The organism is Streptomyces sp. NBC_01723 (assembly GCF_036246005.1).
GTDB lineage: Bacteria > Actinomycetota > Actinomycetes > Streptomycetales > Streptomycetaceae > Streptomyces.
On the sequence record NZ_CP109171.1, the window covers coordinates 8,378,698 to 8,398,409 of the forward strand.

The window sequence follows — 19,712 nt, forward strand, 5'->3', positions numbered from 1 at the left end:
GGGGTCCTGTGATCACCGGAGCCGACAATCCGGTGCACAGCGTGGCAAAAGTGAGTAGCAAGGAGGTTTCGATGTCCTCGAAGCGACGTCGCAAGAAGAAGGCCCGCCGCAAGAACGGCGCCAACCACGGTAGCCGTCCGCAGAGCTGAGGACGTCCCGTCGTATCGGGTGGGTGGCGAACGCCACCCACCCGACGCGTGTGCGGGGCCTACCGCTCCGGCCCGCGCTGAGCCTCGTACAGGTTCCGCGGGCGTACGGCGCCGGTCGTGCCGTACAGCTCCAGGCGAGCGTGCAGGTCCCCGGCGAAGTCGGGGACGTCGATCTGGTCGAACTCGCGCACTTCGTTGATCCCGACGGTGGCAGACCAGGGAGCCAGACCGTCGATCTTCATCAGACCGGCCCGGCCGTTCGTCACCCTGATGTTCCAGTGGGCGAAACGGGCTCCGAAGAGTGGGCCCGCGCTCGCGTCGCCGCCGTGGCGGCCGTTGTTGTCCACGGTGATGTCGGTGCGCACGTTCGCGAAGGGCATGCCGCGGTGACTGTCGAAGGTGCCCATCTCCATCACACCGCGTGACCAGACGTTGTGCGAGGAGAGCCCCTCCACGTTGATGCCGTGCAACTGGGTGCCGGCGGGGGCGGGCGTGGTGCGTTCCTCGACGGTGAAGTCCTCGATCAGGTTGTCGTGGGACCCCTCGCGGCAGAAGTACGGATGGTGGGAACCGCGCCCGGCCACCTTGGTGCGGCTCAGGGTGCACGCCGAGGCGGCGACCAGTCCGAACCCGTTGTCGACGTGGCGCACGGTCACGTCGTCCACCCGGCAGTCGTAGGCGCACTGAAGCACGACGCCGTTGTACCCGCGGTCCAGCAGGTGCGGCTGCTGGGGAACGTCGGGCGCCTCCAGGGTCAGCCCCTCGACCCCGGCGCCGGTCAACTCACCGACGTGGGTCGTCAGCCGGGGGTCCCACTCGGGGCGGAGGTCGAGCGGCAGCGGGCGCTCCAGGGTGACGCGCCGGCCGTGTACTTCCGTGAGGCGGACCGGCCACTCGTAGGGCACGTACGACGTCAGCTTCGTCTTGTCGCCCCAGGTGTAGGACTCGGCGCCCGGGCCGCCGCCCGCCATGTGGGCGAGCAGGGTGTGGTCCGCGTCGTCGGCGAGTCGCAGCAGGACGAGGTCGCCGGGACGGAGCCGTGAGGGGGCGCTCACCCGGACCGTCCACGAGCCCCGTCGGGCGGGGGCGACGGTGGTCAGCGTGTGCCACTCGTCGCGCCGGTTGCCGGTCCAGCCCTCGAACGGCCACTCCTTCGCTCTGATGGCGTCGGTGAGGGAGTTCCAGCGGGCCTCGGGGGCCAGCCAGATCAGGCCGCCTGCCCAGGACCAGGAGGACTTGTCGCCGCCGTACCGGGACCCGTAGGCGCCGACGAGTTCGGTGAGGTGCTTGGTGGCGCGCAGTGTCGTGCGGTCGCTGCCGGCGCCGCGCAGCACGACGTTCGAGTGGCCGACGCGGATCAGGCCGTCGATGCGGAGGGTGCCGGGCGGCAGGGTGACCGTGCCGCCGCCGGCCCGCCCGGCGACGGCGAGGGCGCGATTGATCGCCGGGGCGCAGTCGGTCGTGCCGTCCGCCACCGCACCGAAGTCGCGGACGTCGGCGACCACGGGGCGCCGGGGGAGCCGTGCGGCCCCGCCGAGACAGCCGGCCCGGCCGACGAAGGGGATCTGGGGGTGGGTGAAGGGGGACCGGGCGAACTCACGCCACAGGGGCGGCACCACCCCGGGCGGTGCCCCGGCCGCGGCGAGGGCCGACGGCGCCGCCCCGGCCACGGCGCCCGCGGCCACGACCACGGCACCGCCGAGCAGACCCCGCCTGGTGACCGGCCCGGCGTGACCGCCCGCGCTGCCGTGGCTCTTGTCGTGAGACATACCCGCCCCTTCTCCGTTGCTCCGTCAGACATGTATGTGAATCAGGTTCGCGGTGGAGATCCGGGGAGCATGGCACGTCCGTACCGAGTCGGAAAGACCGCCCGCGCAATCCCTGAGTGATCGCTTCCGTTCATGTACAGGAACGGCGCCCAAGGGTGTACACCCGTGATGCCGTGTGCCACGCTCGGACAACTCCCAGGTCCCGTCGCCCAGTTGGAGGACGACCGCCCATGAGTGTTTCCCGTCGAACCGTGCTGGCCTCGGCCACCGGTGGCGTGGGCGTTCACGCCCTGTCACAGCAGACCGCGGCCGCCGTCGACGCCGGGGCGCCCGCGCCGGCCACCGACCGCGTCCTGCGGGAGGCGGCGGACTACGCCGTCGCGAAGCTCCGCGTCGTCGCGCCGGGGGTGAGCGACTTCCCGGTCGGGACGAAGTTCGAGAAGTGGGTCTACTCCAAGAACGGCGACTGGGTGGGCGGGTTCTGGCCCGGGACGCTCTGGATGGCGTATCTCCATAGCGGCGACGAGGACTTCCGCACCCTGGCGCTCGACTCGGCGCGGGGACTCGCGCCACGCCGGTACGACACCTCCACCCACGACCTGGGCTTCCTCTTCTACCCGTCCTGGGTCACTGCCTGGCGTCTGACGGGCGACGCCGCCTGGAAGGACGGGGCGATCAGGGCGGCCGACTCCCTCATCCAGCGGTACAACCCGCGCGGCCGCTTCATTCGAGCGTGGGGCGCGCTCTCCGACCCCGGGAACGCGGGACGGGTCATCATCGACACCATGATGAACCTCGACCTGCTGGCCTTCGCGAGCCGGGAGACGGGGGACGGGAAGTACCTGGACATCGCCACCGAGCACGCCAGGACCACGCAGCGGGTCTTCCCCCGCCCCGACGGATCGACCCCGCACGTCTACGACTTCGACCCGGACAGCGGCGCGCCCGTCGGCCCCGGCACCGTGCAGGGGTACAGCCCCACGTCGTGCTGGGCGCGCGGCCAGGCCTGGGGCATCTACGGCTTCACGACGATGTACCGCAGGACCGGCGACCGCGCCTTCCTGACCACCGCCCGTGGCCTGGCCGCCTTCGCGACGGGCGCCCTGACCGAGGACCACGTCCCCGTGTGGGACTACCGGGCGCCGCAGCAGCCGTACGACGTCAAGGACGCCTCGGCCGGTGCGGTCATGGCCTGCGGTCTGCTCGACCTCGCCACGGCCACCGGCAGGCGGGAGTACCGCGAGACCGCCCTGCGGCTGCTCACCGCGCTGGCCCGGACGTGTCTCACGCGGCGGTCGACGCGGGCCGAGGCGGTGGTCGCCCGCTGCACGCGCAACCGCCCGGCCGAGGACGGCGTCGAGATATCCCTTCCCTACGCCGACTACTACCTGCTGGAGGGCATCATGCGGGTCCTCCGCCCGCGCGACGCCGACCGCGCCCTCGACCTCTCCGTCGTCGGCGCGTCGTAGGCCCTGAGTTCGGCGACACCCCTAGGCGAGCGCCCAGGCGACGTCCCGGAGCAGGGCGTGCCGCCAGCCCGCCCGGTCGTGGTGCGAGGCCGAGCGGGAGACGAGCACCGTCGCACCGGCCTGTTCGGTCAGGGTCTCCACCAGGGAGCAGTGCGGGAGCATCCGCGTCTCGTGCTCCCCCACGTCGAACGCGATCCGGAGCCCGGACAGGTCCGGACGGCTGCGCAGCCGTGCCGCGACGGTGCCGCCGACCGGGCCGCCCAGCGGGTCCGGCAGGTGCGCGGCGTCCGGCGTCCACCAGAACGACGGCGACTGGCACGCCACCCGGGACACCAGGTCCGGGAACTCCAGCGCGGCGTACAGCGCGCTCAGTCCGCCGAGGCTCTGGCCCGCGACCACCAGCCGGTCCGGGTCGGCGTGCACGGCGCTCTCCGCCACCAGGGGCAGCAGCTCGTCCCGGACCGCCTCCCACAGGGCGGGCCGGCACCCGAACTCGGTCTGCCGGTCCTTGGCCGGCAGGAACACCAGCGTGACCGGCGGCATCTCGCCGCTGGTGACCGCCGAGTCGAAGGCGGCCGCCGCCGGATGCAGATACAGCCAGTCGTCCCCGTCGAGCAGCAGGATCACCGGCCCGCCCCCGCCCACCTCGTGGACCCGAATGGTGCGCCGCCCACCGAGACGTTCGCTGGTCCAGCGCAGCCGGGTGCGGGGGAGGGGCAGGACGTCGTCGGCGCCGACCACGGGCCAGTGCGGCTGCGGCGGGGCGTCCGGCGTCGCGGCGATGGACCGCTCGCCGCCCGCGCCCACCGGATTGCACGGGTCCGCGTACGCCTCGTCGCCCACGAGGAACTGGTACGTCACGCGCAGCCGCGCCGGCATGCGGACCTCGGCGTACCAGCAGTCCGTGAGCCCCCACCTGCGCAACGGCACCGGGTCCGACCAGCTCTCGAAGCCGATGCCGGCCGCCTCCCCGCCGCGCCGCAGGAACAGGGTCGTCCAGCCGTCGCCGTCGGCCAACGACGCGGGAGTCCGCGCTCCGGCCCAGAAGGCGTCGGTGCCGGGCGCGCCGGAGAGCCCGTACGCGGCGAAGGGTTCTTCCCCCAGCAGCCTCATGAACGTCTCCTTGTGGAGCGGAAAATGGGACGGCTAAGCTCGCCATCCATTAGGCGAGCCTAACCTAACGCCTCAGGAGGGACCCGACCCCCGATGCTCTGCACCAGACTGACGAACGCGCGCTTCCTCACCATGGACCCGGACCACCCCGTCGCCCACGACCTGGGGATCTGGCGGGGCCGGATCGTCGGCCTGGACGAGGCCGTGACCTCCCTGCCCGTCCGCGAAGTCGTCGACCTCCAGGGCGCCACCGTACTGCCGGGCTTCATCGATGCCCATGTACACCTGGCCTGGACCGGGTTCAAGCAGAGCACCCCGAGCATCGCCGGACTCACCCGGACCGAGGACGCCCTCGCGGTCGTGGCGGAGGCCGTCACCCGCAAGGGCACCCCCGGCTCCTGGGTGAGCATCGCCGGCTACGACCAGCGGGCCCTCGGCCGCCACCTGACCGCCGCCGAACTGGACCGGGTCAGCCACGGACACCTGCTCTACGTGATGCACGACTCCGGGCACGGCTGTGCCGTCAACTCGGCCGTTCTCGACCTGCTCCCCGCCGGCACCCCGCACGACAACGGCTTCCTCGCCGAGGGCGCGATGGGCGCCGCCCGCGCCCTGCGCCTGCCGCACGCCCAGGACGAGTTGGCCGAGGCGATCGGACGGGCCGCGCGCACCTGCCTCACCGAGGGCGTCACCGCCTGCGCCGAAGCGGGCATCGGCGGCACCCTCCTGGGCCACAGCCCGGTCGAGCTGGGCGCCTACCAACTCGCCCGGGACCGGGGCCTGCTGCCGCTGCGGGTGCAGCTCATGGTGTCCGCGGACCGGCTGCACCCCGTCGACGCCCACGCGACCGACGGCATTCCCCGGGCCCTCGACCTCGGACTGCGCACCGGCTTCGGCGACGACCGGCTCTCCGTGGGCGCGCTGAAGGTGTTCACCGACGGCGGCATGATGGCCAGGACCGCCGCGCTCAGCAGCCCCTACGAAGGGCTCGACCACGCGGGCCAGTTGCAGGACGACCCCGACGTGCTGGCCCGGACCATCGTCGACGGACACCTCGCCGGCTGGCAGCTCGCCGTCCACGCGATCGGCGACCGCGCGGCCGACGTCGCCCTGGACGCGCTGGAACGCGCCCAGACCCTCCGCCCCCGGCAGGCCGCCCGGCACCGCATCGAGCACGCCGGGCTGATCCGCCCCGACCAGCTCCCGCGCTTCGCCCGGCTCGGAGTCACCGCGGTCGTCCAGCCCAACTTCCTGCGCTACTTCGGCGACGACTACGCCGCGATCATGGGTGCGGAACGCGCCCCGTGGCTCTACCGGGGCAGGGCGTTCCTGGACCACGGCATCCCGCTGGTCGGCAGCTCCGACCGCCCCGTCACCGACGGATCCCCGCTGCGCGCCGTCCAGTTCATGGTCGAACGCGCCTCCGTGTCCGGCCGGCGGATCGGCCCCGCCGAGGGCGTCACCGTCGACGAGGCCCTGCACGCCTACACCGTCGCCGGCGCCCACGCCTGCCACTGGGAGGACGACCTGGGCAGCCTCACCCCGGGCAAGCGCGCCGACCTGGCCGTGCTCGGCGACGACCCGCGGCACGTCGACGCCTCGCGCATCGGCGGCATCGAGGTGGTGGCCACCTACGTCGACGGCCGCCCCGCCGCGGCCGGGGTCACGCCGTCCCCGTGAACTCCTCGGGCGCCGAAATCCGGTCGCACCCCCGGTGGGGACTCGCTAGCCTCCGCCTGAACGCCGTGAGGGCGCGGGGTGTCACGAGGGGAGCCGGACATGGAGACCGAGAGTGCGCGCACCGACCGGTTGGGGTGCCTGCTCGACCAGTTCGACCAGGCCAGGGAGATGGCGCAGGTGCGACTGGCGGGACTCGGCGACGAGGAGTACCTGTGGGAGCCGGTACGCGGCTGCTGGTCGATCCGGCGCAGGTCCGAAGCGGCGACGCCCCGGGCGTACGGGCCGGGTGAGTGGGTGCTGGACAAGGGTGCCCCGGACATCCCGGCCAACGAGTACGCCGAGGTGGCGCGGCAGGCCGCCGGCGGCATGTCGGTCGCCAAGATCGCCGTGGACTGGAGCGTGAGCGTCGAGCGCGTCGAGCAGGTGCTCGCCCACACCGGTGAACCGCCCCCGGACGAGGCGCCGTTCACCACCCTCGCCTGGCGGCTCGGGCACCTGCACTCCTGCTTCGCGGGCCAGTGGGAGTGGACCTTCGGCGAACGCCGGCGGGAGCCGAGGCAGCTGGTCGACTTCTCTCCCTCCGCCGACGTGGCGCTCGCCCGCTTCTGGTCGCTGATCGACCGCTGGCGCGCCGACGTCGCCACCGTCACCGACGAGCAACTCGACACGGTCGGCTTCTCGCAGTACCCGTACGGGTCCGACCCGGACGATCCCTACATCAGCGTGGTGGCGGGCGCCAACCTCGAGTTCATCCACCACATGTCCGAGATCGCGGTCCTCCGCGACCTGTGGCGGCTGCGCGCCACTCTCTCCGGTTAGAGGCGCTCGTCCCCGGGGCGACAGCGCGGCGACCCCTCGCGATCGGTGGTGCCGCTGATCGCGAGGGGCCGGTGGCCTCGGCTAGCAGCTGAGGTTGCCGCCGGGCTCGACGCCGAGGGCCTGCGTGAAGCGCTGGTAGTTGTCGATCCGGCTCTGGACCTGACCGGGGTTGCCCCCGTTGCACTCCAGGCTGCCGTTGATGGCGCGGATGGTCTCGCCGAATCCCGCGCCGTTGACCATGGCGTCGTGCGGTGTCATGGTCCCGGGCCCGCTCTGCGTGTTCCAGTACCAGAGGCCGGTCTTCCAGGCCACGGCCGCGTCGTTCTGGACCAGGTCGGGGTTGTTGAGCAGGTCGATGCCCAGGGCGTCCCCGGCGGCCTTGTAGTTGAAGTTCCAGCTGAGCTGGACCGGACCGCGTCCGTAGTACTTGGCGGTGCCGGCCGGACAGCCGTACGGCTGGCTGGCGTCGCAGTAGTGGGGGTAGTTGGCCTCGTTCTGCTCGACCACGTACTGCAGCCCGCCGGTCTCGTGGCTGACGTTGGCGAGGAAGGCGGCGGCCTCCTGCTTCTTCACCGTGTCACTGCCCGTGTTGGTGAACCCCGGGTAGGCGCTGAGCGCCGCGGTGAGTCCGCTGTAGGTGTAGAACGAGTTCCTGTTCGGGAACATCTGGTTGAACTGGGCCTCGCTGAGCACGAATTCGGCGGCAGCCCGTGCGTCGGACTCGGGGGCGTCGGACTTCTGGGCGAGGGCCGACGGCGCCAGGGTCAGGCTGCAGAGGGCGGCGGCCGCGCCGGTGGCGGCCAGCAGTGCGAGTTTGCGGTGCTGCACGGTTGTCGACTCCTGCTCGGTGGGGGGAACGGCACGGAGGGGCGGGAGGAGGGGGAGCGGTCGCGGCCCTCAGGGGGAGTGCGACCGCTCACGCCCTGCTCCGATCGGTCCGTCAGCCGCCGACGTTGACGTCGATGCAGGCGTAGAACGCGTTGGACGTGTCGGCGACGTTCCACACGGCGAGCACCTTCTGCTGGCCGGAGAGGCCGCCGAAGTCGACCTGGTGGTTCACCACCGCGCCGGGCTTGGCGCCGCCGTCGTCGAACAGCGCGATCCGCTGCCCGCCGACGTAGTACTCCCAGGTGCTGGTGTTGTGCTGCGCGGTGAGTTTCCAGGAGAACGTCGTGTTCTTCGACACCGGGGTGACGGCCCAGCCCTTGCTGTCGTCGTCCAGTTCCGAGAAGCGGCTGTTGCCGCCGCTGCAACTGGTCAGGCCCTTGGGCCCTTCGACGCTCTGCGGCTCGTACTGGATGTCACCGCAGGACACGGTGCCGGCGGCACACTGGGCCTGGCGGCTGGGCGGATCGGAGATGTAGCCGTGTGCGCTCGCCGAGGACGCGGGGAGGCTGACGGCGACGACGGGAGCGAGGGCCGCGCCGATCAGCGCGGCGGTCTTCCTGCGTGCGTGCATGCGGAACTCCTTCACATCAGGCCGTTCCAGGGCGGCGCGCGGTCGTGTGTGGGGGTGACCGCGCACGCCGAGTACGGCCTCTCGTGGGTGGGGCCAAGAGGCGCGAAGGTGACGCGCGCTCGCCGTCCCCGCGGGGAGTGCGGCCCCGGGCAGGGGTCAACTCCTCAAACGGAGCGGCGAGTTCTGTTGGACTAGACCATACAAGCGGTCGACGTGAGCGTGTCAAGAGTGTTGCGTGGGGTCCAGGATCACCGTGCGGGGGTCCCCGTCTCGCCGGGCTGGTGGCCGCGCCGGGCGTCGCGGTCGAAGATGCCGAGGATCTCGCAGGGCCCGCCCTCGACGCCGATGCTGTGCGGGAGCATGGTGGGGAACTCCGCCGCCTGGTGGGTCTCCACCCGGAACCGCCGGTTGCCGAGGAGCGGCGTCGCGGTGCCCGACAGGACGACCAGCCATTCGCGCCCCGGGTGGGCCCGCATGCGCGCGGGATGGTCGGACGCGGGCTCGGTCATGCGCCGGCGCACGACGGTCATGCCGGGCTCGGCCTTGATGGGCCACCGCATCAGCCCGTGAGCGGCGTCGATCATCGGGGAGGAGACGACGTCGTCGGCGGCGGTCTCGACGAGCTGGTCGAGGGACGTGTCCAGTGCGCGGGCCAGGGTGACGAGCTGGTCCAGGGCGAGGCGGCGATGGCCGGTCTCGATGCGGCTGAGCGTGGACTGGCTGAGCCGGCCGCGGGCGGCCATGGCCTCCGGAACCCTCCTGGCGGGTGCCGGGCTCGCGCTGATGGCCGGCGTCGTCTCCGTCGACGGCGGCTACCTGTCCGTCCTGCCCGGCATGCTCGCCATGGGTGCGGGCACGGGCCTCGCGATGACACCCTCCACGGAGGCCATCACCAGCGCCCTCCCGCGTGAGCACCAGGGCGTCGCGTCCGCGCTCAACGACGTCACCCGCGAATTCGGCACCGCGCTCGGCGTCGCCCTCCTCGGAGCCCTGCTCTCCGCGGGCTACCGCAATGCCATCGACGCCCGGCTCGACGGTGTCCCCGGCGCGACCGCGGAGACCGCGCGCGAAGGGGTCGCCAACGCGCTCGACGCCGCGCACCGGGCGGGGCCGCGCACGCGGGCGGTGGCGGACGTGGCCCGGAAGTCGTTCGTCGACGGCCGGCAGCAGGCCATGTGGGCGGGCGTCGCCGTCATGGCGGTCCTCTCCGTCTGCGTCCTCGCCCGGGGCCCGCGGCGCCCCGGCCCCGCCCAGGCGGACGGACCGGAACCGGCCGACGCGACGACCGGTTCCTGACCCCGAGACCACCGGGGCCCGCCCCGGCCGGGCACGCCACCGATACGGCCGACCGGGTGGGGGAGGCCGCACTCGGCGGCGCGCGCCGGGGAAACGGCGTCCGCGCTGCTAGTTTCGCCAGCCGTCGGAGGAAAGCGGACGCCTCGGTCCGAGGCGCCATTGACATGCGAGGGAGCAGCGGGTGACAGATGTGCGCGCGGAATCGTCGGGGGCACGGGCCCCGTTCGGGCGGAGGACCTTCATGGCGTCGGCCGCTCTGACGGCGGCCGCTCCGGTGGCGGCGGCCACTCCCTCGGCGGTGGCCGCTCCCGTCCCGGCGGCCGGCTGCCCGGTCGCCACGGGCCCCTGCCCGTCGGTGGCGTCGCTGCTCGCCGTCCCCAAGGACGGCCGGGACGTCGAGTGGCTCAAGGAGTCCCTGCAGGTGGCCGTGGCGCTCGAACTCGCCACGATCCCGCCGTACTTGTGCGGCTGGTGGTCCATCGAGGACCGCTCGAGCCAGGCGGCACGGCTGATCCGGCGCATCCTCGCCGACGAGATGTACCACATGGGCGTGGTCTGCAACCTGCTGGTGGCCGTCGGCGGCCGGCCACGCATCGCGGACGCGGCACTCGCCTATCCCGGGCCGCTCCCCGGCGGGGTGCGCGCCGACGTGAACGTCTACCTGTCGGGCCTCACCCGCTCGTACGTGCACGACGTGATGATGGCGATCGAAGCCCCCGACGTGCCGCTCGCCCGGCAGGTGGAGGACGCGCCCAGCATCGGTGACTTCTACGACGCCCTGCTGGGCGCGTTCAAGGCCGCGGAGCCCGGGATGACGGCGCGGGGGCAGCTCTCCGAGCGCATCGGCAACGACGTCATGGAACCCGTGACCGACCTCGACGGCGTCGAGCGCTCGATCGAGATCATCAAGGAGCAGGGCGAGGGCACCGCCAGCTCCCCGGCGGAAGCCTTCGGTGACGACCACCCCGCCCACTACTACGCCTTCGGCGAGATCTACCACGGGCGGCAGCTGCGCGAGACGGAGGACGGCTGGCAGTTCACCGGCGCCCCCGTCCCCTTCCCCGCCACGCGCCCCATGGCCCGTGTCCCGGCGGGCGGCTGGTCCGGGGCGTCCACGGCCGTCCAGGGCCTGCTCGACCAGTTCGACACCACCTACGCCAAGGTGCTGAGCACCCTGGACGCGGCGTGGACCGACGGGGACCCGCGCACCCTGCGCTCGGCCGTCCGCGCCATGGGCGCGATGGAAGGCCCCGCGCTGAGGCTGATGGAGACCGCCCTTCCGGACGGCGGGGGCAACTACGGCCCCCGGTTCCGCCCGCCGGGGACGTGACGCGCTCCGCTACTTGCTGTGCACGATCTGGATCAGGTTGCCGCAGGTGTCGTCCAGCACCGCGGTGGTGATGGCCCCCATCTCCAGAGGTTCCTGGGTGAAGCGCACCCCGAGCGCGCGCAGCCGGTCGAACTCCGCCGGCACGTCGTCCACGGCGAAGGAGGCGGCCGGGATGCCGTCGTGGGCCAGCGCCTCCTTGTAGGGCCGCACCGCGGGGTGGCCGGAGGGCTCCAGCAGAAGCTCGGTTCCGTCGGGGGCCTCCGGTGAGACCACGGTCAGCCACCGGTCCGTGCCCATGGGGACGTCGTGCTTCTTCACGAAGCCCAGAACATCGGTGTAGAAGCGCAGGGCGTTCTCCTGGTCGTCTACGAACACGCTGGTGAGATGGATTTTCATGGGGTGCTCTCCGGTGCGTCGGGTCTGAGCCATCGGGTCACGATGCGCTCCAGGGGTTCGGTGTCGAGGTCGTGGAACTTGTACCGGCCCTCACGCCTCGGGATGACCAGGCCCGCCGCCTCCAGCACGGCCAGATGCTGGCTGACCGCCTGCCGGGACAGGCCCAGGCCGTGCTTGGTGGTCAGGCGGGCGCATATCTCGAACAGGCTCTGGCCGTCCCGTTCCGCCAGTTCGTCAAGGATGCGCCGACGGGTGGGGTCGGCCAGGGCCTTGAACACATCCTGCGTCATGGCCCCACCATAGGCAAGTAGCGGCTTGCCTATCAACCTCTGGTCGTCCAGGCGCCCGGCGCCGGAGGGCCGGAGAGGGCGCGGACCAGGGACTCCGCCGGCAGCGCGGGGGCCGTTCGGCCGTCGAGGCCGGTGGTCGTGGTCGCTGCCAGCAGGGAGTTGAGCACCGCCTCCTCGACGGCGTCGAGCACCGCTTCGAACAGCGGGTTCAGGTCGGCGTCGGCCACCGGGGCGCCGCCCGGGCGGGTGGCGAAGGCGACGGCGTAGTCACCGCTGCCGTGGCTGTACGCGGCGCCGGTGCGTGCCAACGCGAACACCGCGCGCCGGGCGACCCGGGTGAGCTGCCGGGCGTCGAGCGGCGCGTCGGTGGCCACCACGATCATGCACGAGCCCGCGTCCGCGACCGGCCCCGCACTGTCCGCCCCGAGGACGCCCAGGGAGCGCGGGGTGAGGGTCCGGCCGAGCACCCGGAGCGTGCCGCCGAAGTTCGCCTGCACCAGGACGCCCACCGTGCGGCGCCGGCCACCCGCTTCCGGAGTGCGCGAGGCGGTGCCGACACCCGCCTTGAAACCCAGCGCCACGGTGCCGGTTCCGGCGCCGACGCACCCCTCGGCCACGGACCCGCCGGCGGCGCTGTCCAGGGCGGCGCGCACATGGTCCTCGTGGACGGGACGTGCCCGGATGTCCGACAGGAAGCCGTCGTTGCACTCGCCCACCACGGGGTTGAGACTGCGCACCTCCTCGCATCCGGGCCGCCGCAGCATCCAGCCGACCAGCGCGTCCGCTACCCGGAAGGCCGACAGGGTGGAGGTGAGCAGGACCGGGGTCTCCAGCGCGCCCAGTTCGGTGAGCTGGGTGGTGCCGATGAGCTTGCCGTAGCCGTTGCCGCTGAACACCCCGGCCGGCAGCGGGGTCAGGGGGCCGACCAGGTCGGGCACGACGGCGGTGACTCCGCTGTGGACGTCCGGCGGCCGCCGCACGGTGGTGTGCCCGACGCGGACGCCCGGCACGTCGGTGATGGCGTTGCGGGGCCCGGGGGCGCCGGACCCGATGACGACACCGAGGTCACGCGCCCGGGGCCGGGAAGTGACGGAGGAGGATTCCATACGGCCGGACGTTACGTCGCCGAGGAGCCGGCGGACGAGAAGCGAAGGCGGCGTTGTTTCCCGCGACTTCCCGACACCGGCGCCCACGGAGAGCCCACCTTCCGTACGATGTCGCCATGATCCGCAGCCGACGCCGCCTCGCCGCCCCGCGGTTCCGTGTGCTCGTGCTCCACGGCTGTTGTTGATCCGCACCGCTTAGTTCCCCGGGGGAGACGGCCGTTCGCCGCCGCGCTCACGGGACCGGTACCGCCGTCTCCCTGCCCGCCTTGCGTGCGGGCACCCTCTTGTCTCCGCGCGGGACCGCCCGCGCCCTCCCTGCGAAAGGCAGGCCGTCATGCGTACCCACGAATCCGCCTACGACCGCCGCAGACTGCGCCAGTGGCTGGCCGGCGAGGCCCGGGCCGACGGCGTCTCCCGGCGCGACATGCTCCGGCTCCTCGCCGCTGCCGGAGCAGCCGGGGCCGCACCCGTGGCCCTGGGCACACCGGCCCGTGCCGCCGCTACGGCGCCCGGCATCGTCAAGCCCCTGCCCGAGGAGCTGTTCACCGTCCGCGGCACGAACGCCGAGACACGGTTCGCCGCACTCGCGGGTACCGGTTACCACACGCCCAACGACCGCTTCTTCGTACGCAATCACACCTCGACCCCCGTCCTCTCGGCGGCCGACTGGGCCCTCACCGTGCACGGCGACGGCCTCACCCGCGACCGGACCGTCGACTTCTCCCTGGCCGATCTGAGGAAACTGCCGTCCGTCACCCACAGCGCGTTCGTGGAGTGCGCGGGCAACGGGCGCAGCCTCTTCACCGGTCAGCAGGGCCAGACCGTCGGCGGGACGTCCTGGGCCCTCGGCGCCATCGGTGTCGCCCGGTGGCGCGGGGTCCGCCTGGCGGACGTCCTCAGGCGCGCGGGGCTGAGCCGCCGGGCCGTGGACGTGATGCCCCGCGGCCTCGACGCCGACTACGTCACCGCCGACGGCGCCGGCCTCGGACGGGTCCGCCGCCCGCTCCCGCTGTCCAAGGCGCTCGACGACGTCCTGCTCGCCTACGAGATGAACGGCGAACCACTGCCGCCCGACCACGGACACCCCGTGCGCGTCCTCGTCCCGTCCTGGATCGGCATCGCGTCCATCAAGTGGGTCGGCGACATCGAGGTCTCCGCCGAGCCGCTGTACTCGCCCTGGAACACCGACTTCTACCGACTGTTCGGGGACGCGTACCCGGACGGGGGGACCGCGCCGCTCACCCGGCAGACGGTCAAGAGCGCCTGGGAGCTGGACGTGCCGGCGAACCTGGCGGCCGGGGTCACCCACCGGCTCACCGGCCGTTCCTGGTCCGGCGCGGGTGGAGTCGTCCGCGTGGACGTCAGCACTGACGGAGGCGCCACCTGGAACAGGGCCCGGCTCCACGACGCGCCCCGGCGCGACGGCTGGGTCCGCTGGTCCACCCGCTGGCGCCCGGCGACGCCGGGCCCGTACACCCTGCTCGCGCGGGCGACGGACAGCGCGGGCCGGACCCAGCCCGACGCGACCGTCCACAACACGCAGGGCTACCTGTTCGACGCGGTCGTGCGGCACCCGGTCAACGCCGTGTGACACCCGCACGCGGGACGGACCGGCCCGGTGACGAGCCGGGCCAGGCGACGTCGTCGATCGCCAGCCACGGCGCGGCGGCCAGGGCGGTGGGGGTGAGACCGGTGAACGCCCGCACCTCGCGGTGGAGGTGGGACTGGTCGGCGTAGCCGCCCTCCGTGGCCGCGGCGGCCGGGGTGAGGCCCGCCGCGAGGAGGTGGGCGGCGTGGTCGAAGCGGACGAGACGCGCGGCGCGCTTGGGCGTGATGCCGAGCTGGGCCGTGAAACGCGCCGACAGGTGCTTGCGGCTCCAACCGACCTCGCCGGCGAGGCCGTCGACCCGTACGCGCCCCCGGCCGGTGAGCGTCCGCCGCCAGGTGTGGGCGACCTCCGGGTCGACCGGACGCCGGTGAGCCGTCCGGCGGAGCAGCATGCGCGCCGCGAGGGCGAACCGTTCGTCCCACGACCCCGCGGCGCGCAGTTCCTCCTCGGTCCGTTCCGCGTCCCGGCCCCAGACGTCGGCGAAGGACTCGACCCGCCCGCTGAGGTCGGTCGACCAGCCCAGCACGGCGGTCGCCACGGCGGGCTCCAGCCGGATCTGGAGGCACTCGCCCACCCGTCCCGACGCCCGCAGCTCGCCCGGGAGGAGACCGGCGACGAAGCTGCCGTGACGGTGCCGGCCGTGGGCGCCGTACCGGATGCCGTCGCCCTCGCTCAGGTCGATGAGCAGGGTGACGGACGGGTGCGCGACCATCGCGATGTCCGTGAAGGAAGGGACGGGCTGCCGAAAGCCGGCCATGCTGATGCCCGGCAGCCGGGCCGAGGGGCGCGGGACGGCGATGTCCACGCTCGTCCAGTCGGGTGGCGCGTCCGGCGGCAACACGGAACCAGTCTAGGTCTCAGTGGGCGACGGGCGGAGCGCCGGCGCCCCTCGCGGCGAAACGCAGCAGCAGTTCGGCGGTCGCCGCGGGCGCTTCGAGCGGGGGAAGGTGCCCCACCCCCGGCAGCATCTCGACCCGCGTGCCGGGCACGACGCCGTACCGGTGTGCCGACGCCGGTTCCCAACGGGGGTCGGCGTCGCCGAAGACGGCCAGCACCGGGAGGCGGAGCGCCGCGAGGCGCTCGGGCACGGCGCGCTCGGTGATGTACGCGATGTTCCGGCGCGACAGCGTCCGGAACGCCCGGTACGAGGTGTTCCGCAGATCGTCGATCATCCCGTCCGGGACGTCCACGGGTCGGGCGGCCGTCGCGCCGATCCCCTTGCGGATCATCGCGTCCGTGCGGCGCGACCACAGCAGGCGGCCGAACGGCGGGCCCAGCAGCAGGCGGAGGACGAGCGGCTGCGTGCGGAACGCGTCCATGTCCGGTCCCGTGCTGACCAGCGCTACGGCCCCCACCAGTTCTGGGCGCCGCTCGGCGAGCGCCGTCGCGACGTACCCGCCGCTGGAGTGCCCGGCCACGGTCACGGAGCGAAGCCCCAGGTCGTCGAGGAGCGCCGCGACGCGATCCGCCTGCGCGGGCACCTCGTACGACTCCGCGGGCGGGGACTGACCGCAGCCCGGTAGGTCGACCCGGACGACGTGATGTCGGGCGGCGAGTGCGGGGATCACGGGGCCCCAGGACGCGCCCGAGGCTCCGGTGCCGTGGACGAGCAGCAGCGGCGGCGCCTGTGGCGGGCCGTCGCGCACCACGTGCAGGCCGTGCGAGAGGTGAGTGCGGGTGCCGTTCTCCTTCATGCCTGCGATGGTGCGGTCGGCCCCGGTCGCGCGTCTTGTACGAATGTCGGCTCATCATTACGGGTGAAAATGTGGCATGTCCGACATAGACGTAGTGTGGCGGGGACGGACTCGGCCACGGCCTCCGGCCCCGGCCAGGGTCCGGCACTCTCTCCTGCCCCGGACGCGGAAGGATCAGCAATGGGCACGGTCACCACCTCGGACGGCACCACCATCTTCTACAAGGACTGGGGGCCGCGCGACGCGCAGCCGATCGTCTTCCACCACGGCTGGCCGCTCAGCGGGGACGACTGGGACAACCAGATGTTGTTCTTCCTCTCGCACGGCTACCGCGTGATCGCCCACGACCGGCGCGGTCACGGGCGTTCCGGCCAGTCCGCGACCGGCCACGACATGGACACCTACGCCGCCGACGTGGCGGCCGTGACCGACGCGCTCGACCTGAAGAACGCCGTGCACATCGGGCATTCGACCGGCGGCGGCGAGGTCGCGCACTACGTGGCGCGTGCCAAGCCGGGCCGGGTCGCGAAGGCCGTGCTCCTGAGCGCCGTCCCCCCGATCATGGTCAAGTCCGAGTCCAATCCCGGCGGCACGCCGATCGAGGTCTTCGACGAGTTCCGCGCGGCCCTCGCCGCCAACCGAGCGCAGTTCTACATCGAGGTGCCGTCCGGGCCCTTCTACGGCTTCAACCGGGAGGGGGCGAAGGTGTCGCAGGGCCTCATCGACAACTGGTGGCGCCAGGGGATGAGGGGCGCGGCCAACGCCCACTACGAGTGCATCAAGGCGTTCTCCGAGACCGACTTCACCGAGGACCTCGAGCGGATCGACGTACCGGTCCTCGTCGCGCACGGCACGGACGACCAGGTCGTGCCCTACGCGGACGCGGGGCCGCTGTCCGCCGAGATCCTCAAGCACGGCACCCTCAAGTCGTACGAGGGATTCCCGCACGGCATGCACTCGACCCACGCGGAGGTCGTCAATCCCGACCTCCTGGCCTTCGTGAAGTCATAGCGGACGGCTCACCGGGGACCGCCGGCCCTCGACCGGTGGCCGGCCGCCTTGGCCTGGTTGCCGCAGCGCCGCATGGAACACCATTTGCGCGGCCTGCCGCCGCCGGAGTCGAGGAACAGCATCCGGCACACCTCGAAGGCGCACGCGGTGAGGCGGGAGCTTCGGGCCCCGTCCGTCACGAGGTCGATCAGGTCCCGTGCGACGAGCGACAGCAGTGCTTCCCGGGTGAGCGCCCGGCCGTCCTTCGGGACCCAGCCGCCGGCGGCCGCCGGTTCCAGTCGCGGCACCGGCGGCTCGCTCCGGGCCAGTTGGTTGACCAGGTCCACCGACCCGGGCCGGGGGCGGTGGCCGTCGAGCGCGGAGGAGGCGATGTCGTACGCCGCCGCGCGCAGGGCGTGCAGCGAGCGCAGCATCTCCTGCGGGTCCTGCCCCTCCGCCGGCACCATTCCCACGCCGCGGCACCAGGCGTCGAGGCGTGCCGCGTCCCCCATCCGCTCGACCGGGACGCCGGGCCTGCGGCCCACCGTCGCCACGAGGTTCAGGGAGAGGGCCCCCGCGTCGAAACGCAGCTCCCGGAGTCGCGCGGTGACCCTTCGACGAGGCGCGTCCCGCTGCTCACCGTCCATGGTTTGATAGTAACCGTTCGAATGGTTACCAAGGGGAGTCGGGCGGATTCATGCGCATCGCGGTGATCGGGGCAGGCGGCGTCGGTGGGTACTTCGGAGCGCGGCTGGCCGCCGCCGGGAACGAGGTGACCTTCGTGGCCCGCGGCGCCCACCTCGAAGCGATACGCCGGTCGGGGCTGGTCGTGCGCAGCCCGCTGGGCGAGTTCCGGGCGCCGCCCGCCTCGGTGGTCGGGAGCATCTCCGAACTCGGCCCCGCCGACGTGGTCCTGGTCGCTGTCAAGCTCTGGGACACCGAGGACGTCGCCGAACAACTGCGGTCGTCGGCGGCGCACATGGCGCCGGTGCTGTCCCTCCAGAACGGGGTGCACGCGGACGGCATCCTCCGTGACCGGCTGACGGACGAACAGGTCCTGGGCGGTGTCTGCTTCATCTCCGCGTTCATCCGGGAGCCCGGGGTCGTGGTCCACAACGGCACGCTGCAGAGGATCGTGCTCGGCCCCTACCACGACGGTCAGAAGGCGATCAGTGACGCCGTACTCGCCACGTTCCGGGACGCCGGGATCGACGTGGAGACGAGCGACGACATCGAGCGGGTCGTCTGGGAGAAGTTCGTCTTCCTGGTCGGCCTGTCGGCGACCACGACGGCCGTCCGCGGGCCCATCGGGGTCGTGCGGGCCCACGAGGAGAGCCGCCGCCTGCTGCGCGAGGTGATGGCCGAGACGGTGGCCGTGGCCCAGGCGTCCGGCGTGCGGCTGGACAGCGGGTTCGCGGACGACCGACTCGACTTCTGCGACACGCTTCCCGCGGACATGACCTCCTCCATGCACCACGACCTGGAGCAGGGCAACCGCCTGGAACTGCCCTGGCTCAGCGGGGGAGTGGCGGACCTCGCCGACCGTCTCGGCATCCCGGTCCCGCGCAACCGCACGGTGGCCGACGTCCTGGCCCCCTATGCCATGGGGCGCCCGGCCGGCCACGCGTGAGGTCCCGGCTCGGCGGGCGCCGGTCAGGGGGCGACGCGGGTGAGGAAGCCGCGGATGTGACCGGTGATCTCCTCCAGGTGGCTCTCCAGGGCGAAGTGCCCGGTGTCGAGGAGGTGGATCTCGGCGTCCGGCAGGTCGCGCTGGAAGGCGCGGGCTCCGTCGGGTCCGAAGATCTCGTCGTTGGCGCCCCAGACGGCCAGCAGCGGCACCTGGGAGTCGCGGAAGTACTGGTGGAGCCGGGGGTAGAGAGCGACGTTGGTCGGATAGTCGCGGAACAGCGTGAGCTGGATGGCGTCGTTGCCCGGCCGGTCGAGCAGGGCCTGGTCGACGGTCCAGTTGTCCGGGCTGACGACGGTCGGGTCCGCCACCCCGTTCACGTACTGCCACCGGATCATCTCGGGGGACAGTGCCGCACGGACCGGCGCCTCGGTCTCGGGGGTCGGGTGGTCGGTGTAGGCGAAGAGTCCGTCCCAGAACGTCTTGACGAAGCCGTCGGTGTACGCGTTGCCGTTCTGCGTGATGACCGCGGAGATGCGCCGCGGTGACCGTGTGGCGATCCGCCAGGCGACGGGCGCCCCGTAGTCCTGCACGTACACCGCGAACCGGTCGACGCCGAGGTGGTCCAGCAGGCCGACGGTCACGTCGGTGAGGGAGTCGAAGTCGTAGTCGAACTCGTCGACCCGGGGCATGGCCGAGTGCCCGAAGCCGATCATGTCCGGCGCGATGACGTGGTAGGTGTCCGCGAGCTTCGGGATCAGGTTCCGGAACATGCGGGAGCTGGTCGGGAAGCCGTGGAGCAGCACGACGGCGGGCGCCTGCGGGTCCCCGGCCTCGCGGTAGAAGACGTCCAGGCCGTCGATGGTGGCGGTGCGGTGATGGACGGTGGCATTCATCGTAACCCCTTTGGTGGCTT

20 protein-coding genes and 1 pseudogene are annotated in these 19,712 nt (G+C 72.7%); 9 read left to right on the forward strand and 12 right to left on the reverse strand.

The genetic code is table 11. The annotated features are described in order from the left end of the window. The first annotated feature begins 71 nt into the window (after window positions 1–71). On the forward strand, window positions 72–149 hold the full coding sequence (locus tag OIE75_RS41660; RefSeq protein ID WP_370443954.1) for a 50S ribosomal protein bL37: 78 nt from the start codon (window positions 72–74) through the stop codon (window positions 147–149). Between the two features lie 59 nt (window positions 150–208). Here OIE75_RS41660 and OIE75_RS38885 read toward each other — a convergent pair whose 3' ends face one another. Further along, window positions 209–1,918, reverse strand: a complete 1,710-nt coding sequence (locus OIE75_RS38885) for a glycosyl hydrolase family 28-related protein (RefSeq protein WP_329473735.1) — start codon at window positions 1,916–1,918, stop codon at window positions 209–211. Between the two features lie 230 nt (window positions 1,919–2,148). Between OIE75_RS38885 and OIE75_RS38890 the strand changes: the two genes are divergently transcribed. Then, window positions 2,149–3,387, forward strand: coding sequence for a glucuronyl hydrolase (locus tag OIE75_RS38890; protein ID WP_329473736.1), 1,239 nt, complete (start codon window positions 2,149–2,151; stop codon window positions 3,385–3,387). A gap of 21 nt (window positions 3,388–3,408) precedes the next feature. Here OIE75_RS38890 and OIE75_RS38895 read toward each other — a convergent pair whose 3' ends face one another. Next, window positions 3,409–4,500 (reverse strand): alpha/beta hydrolase-fold protein, encoded by a 1,092-nt coding sequence (locus OIE75_RS38895; protein ID WP_329473737.1) that lies wholly within the window; start codon window positions 4,498–4,500, stop codon window positions 3,409–3,411. A 93-nt stretch (window positions 4,501–4,593) separates the two neighbouring features. On the opposite strand from OIE75_RS38895, the gene OIE75_RS38900 reads away from it, so the two are divergent. Then, complete coding sequence (locus OIE75_RS38900; RefSeq protein WP_329473738.1) at window positions 4,594–6,180, forward strand: amidohydrolase; 1,587 nt, start codon at window positions 4,594–4,596, stop codon at window positions 6,178–6,180. Window positions 6,181–6,279: 99 nt separating this feature from the next. Continuing rightward, window positions 6,280–6,999 (forward strand): DinB family protein, encoded by a 720-nt coding sequence (locus OIE75_RS38905; protein WP_329473739.1) that lies wholly within the window; start codon window positions 6,280–6,282, stop codon window positions 6,997–6,999. 81 nt (window positions 7,000–7,080) lie between these two features. On the opposite strand, the gene OIE75_RS38910 is transcribed toward OIE75_RS38905, so the two are convergent. The 3 genes from OIE75_RS38910 to OIE75_RS38920 all read right to left on the reverse strand — a co-directional run bounded on the left by OIE75_RS38910 (window position 7,081) and on the right by OIE75_RS38920 (window position 9,201). Beyond that, window positions 7,081–7,827 carry a chitinase gene (locus OIE75_RS38910; RefSeq protein ID WP_329473740.1) on the reverse strand — a complete coding sequence of 249 codons (747 nt, stop codon included), beginning with the start codon at window positions 7,825–7,827 and terminating at the stop codon, window positions 7,081–7,083. 112 nt (window positions 7,828–7,939) lie between these two features. Next, a complete protein-coding gene (locus OIE75_RS38915) occupies window positions 7,940–8,458 on the reverse strand; it encodes a lytic polysaccharide monooxygenase auxiliary activity family 9 protein (protein ID WP_161329375.1) in 519 nt (172 codons plus the stop codon). Between the two features lie 248 nt (window positions 8,459–8,706). Continuing rightward, complete coding sequence (locus OIE75_RS38920; protein ID WP_329473741.1) at window positions 8,707–9,201, reverse strand: helix-turn-helix domain-containing protein; 495 nt, start codon at window positions 9,199–9,201, stop codon at window positions 8,707–8,709. On the opposite strand from OIE75_RS38920, the pseudogene OIE75_RS38925 reads away from it, so the two are divergent. Continuing rightward, a pseudogene (locus OIE75_RS38925) lies at window positions 9,191–9,866 on the forward strand (MFS transporter); the annotation flags it as partial. The gene OIE75_RS38920 and the pseudogene OIE75_RS38925 overlap by 11 nt on opposite strands. 129 nt (window positions 9,867–9,995) lie before the next feature. Next, window positions 9,996–11,084, forward strand: a complete 1,089-nt coding sequence (locus tag OIE75_RS38930) for a ferritin-like domain-containing protein (RefSeq protein WP_329473742.1) — start codon at window positions 9,996–9,998, stop codon at window positions 11,082–11,084. A gap of 9 nt (window positions 11,085–11,093) precedes the next feature. Here OIE75_RS38930 and OIE75_RS38935 read toward each other — a convergent pair whose 3' ends face one another. The 3 genes from OIE75_RS38935 to OIE75_RS38945 are packed head-to-tail and all read right to left on the reverse strand — an operon-like array spanning window position 11,094 to window position 12,876. Next, the gene (locus OIE75_RS38935; protein WP_122619280.1) at window positions 11,094–11,480 is read right to left on the reverse strand and encodes a VOC family protein; all 387 of its coding nucleotides are present in this window, start codon (window positions 11,478–11,480) and stop codon (window positions 11,094–11,096) included. Continuing rightward, a complete protein-coding gene (locus OIE75_RS38940; RefSeq protein WP_307017037.1) occupies window positions 11,477–11,770 on the reverse strand; it encodes an ArsR/SmtB family transcription factor in 294 nt (97 codons plus the stop codon). Before OIE75_RS38940 ends, OIE75_RS38935 begins: the two co-directional genes overlap by 4 nt. Window positions 11,771–11,802: 32 nt before the next feature. Next, the gene (locus OIE75_RS38945; RefSeq protein ID WP_329473743.1) at window positions 11,803–12,876 is read right to left on the reverse strand and encodes a P1 family peptidase; all 1,074 of its coding nucleotides are present in this window, start codon (window positions 12,874–12,876) and stop codon (window positions 11,803–11,805) included. Between the two features lie 334 nt (window positions 12,877–13,210). Between OIE75_RS38945 and OIE75_RS38950 the strand changes: the two genes are divergently transcribed. Further along, complete coding sequence (locus OIE75_RS38950; protein ID WP_329473744.1) at window positions 13,211–14,467, forward strand: sulfite oxidase; 1,257 nt, start codon at window positions 13,211–13,213, stop codon at window positions 14,465–14,467. Here OIE75_RS38950 and OIE75_RS38955 read toward each other — a convergent pair. Together OIE75_RS38955 and OIE75_RS38960 are read right to left on the reverse strand one after the other, a co-directional pair. Further along, window positions 14,454–15,242: a helix-turn-helix domain-containing protein gene (locus OIE75_RS38955; protein ID WP_329474155.1), complete on the reverse strand. Its 789-nt coding sequence runs from the start codon at window positions 15,240–15,242 to the stop codon at window positions 14,454–14,456. The two genes, OIE75_RS38950 and OIE75_RS38955, sit on opposite strands and share 14 nt — an antisense overlap. Before the next feature lie 100 nt (window positions 15,243–15,342). Beyond that, a complete protein-coding gene (locus tag OIE75_RS38960) occupies window positions 15,343–16,179 on the reverse strand; it encodes an alpha/beta hydrolase (RefSeq protein WP_329473745.1) in 837 nt (278 codons plus the stop codon). A 180-nt stretch (window positions 16,180–16,359) separates the two neighbouring features. Between OIE75_RS38960 and OIE75_RS38965 the strand changes: the two genes are divergently transcribed. Further along, entirely contained in the window at window positions 16,360–17,190 is an 831-nt protein-coding gene (locus OIE75_RS38965) for an alpha/beta fold hydrolase (protein WP_307017042.1), read from the forward strand. An 8-nt stretch (window positions 17,191–17,198) separates the two neighbouring features. On the opposite strand, the gene OIE75_RS38970 is transcribed toward OIE75_RS38965, so the two are convergent. Next, window positions 17,199–17,816 (reverse strand): CGNR zinc finger domain-containing protein, encoded by a 618-nt coding sequence (locus tag OIE75_RS38970; RefSeq protein ID WP_329473746.1) that lies wholly within the window; start codon window positions 17,814–17,816, stop codon window positions 17,199–17,201. A gap of 50 nt (window positions 17,817–17,866) precedes the next feature. Between OIE75_RS38970 and OIE75_RS38975 the strand changes: the two genes are divergently transcribed. Beyond that, entirely contained in the window at window positions 17,867–18,799 is a 933-nt protein-coding gene (locus OIE75_RS38975; RefSeq protein WP_329473747.1) for a ketopantoate reductase family protein, read from the forward strand. Window positions 18,800–18,822: 23 nt separating this feature from the next. On the opposite strand, the gene OIE75_RS38980 is transcribed toward OIE75_RS38975, so the two are convergent. Next, window positions 18,823–19,692, reverse strand: coding sequence for an alpha/beta fold hydrolase (locus OIE75_RS38980; RefSeq protein WP_329473748.1), 870 nt, complete (start codon window positions 19,690–19,692; stop codon window positions 18,823–18,825). Window positions 19,693–19,712: the final 20 nt, after the last annotated feature.